This is a genomic window from Microbacterium sp. BF1 (genome assembly GCF_019279095.1).
In the GTDB taxonomy this organism is placed as follows: Bacteria; Actinomycetota; Actinomycetes; order Actinomycetales; family Microbacteriaceae; genus Microbacterium; species Microbacterium maritypicum.
On record NZ_JAGYWT010000861.1, the window covers coordinates 1 to 563 of the forward strand.

The 563-nt window shown below is 71.4% G+C and carries 1 protein-coding gene; it reads left to right on the forward strand.

Going from position 1 to position 563, the window contains the following annotated elements; translation table 11 throughout:
* On the forward strand, positions 1 to 563 hold a 563-nt coding region (locus tag KZA10_RS17230; protein WP_218683517.1), incomplete at both ends, for a phosphotransferase.

A 563-nucleotide genomic window follows, 5' to 3' on the forward strand; every position in this document is an offset into this window, starting at 1 on the left:
GGTGCAGGCGATCCACGGCGACCTCACCGACGACAACGTGATGGGGACGCGGGGCGACGATTCCCGTCTGCATCCGCACACGGTCCTCGATCTGGGCGATCTCGGACTCGGATGGCGCGTGGCCGAGCTCGCGGTGTGCGCATCGTCGATGCTGCACCACGAGCCGGAGCGGCCGCTGCGCGTGATCGAGACGATCGCCGCCTTCCACCGGGATGCCCCGCTGAGCGTGGCGGAGGCCAGAGCGGTCTGGCCTCTCGTGGTGCTGCGCGCCGCGCTGCTGGTGGCGAGCGGGTGGCGTCAGCTCGAGATCGACGGCGACAACGACTACGCACGGGAGCGGATCGCGGGCGAGCAGGCGATCTTCGACGCCGCGACCCTGCTGCCGCTGGTCGAGATGACCGAGCACGTGCTAGTCGCGGTCGGAATCGACGAAGGCGGCTTCGATGCGGCGGATCTGGCGGCGGAGGCGGAGGTCGCCCCGCTCGCCTCGCTGCTGCCGGATCTCACCGGCCGCGTCGCCGTGATCGATCCCGGAGTCGAGTCCGCAGCCCTCGACGGCGGGC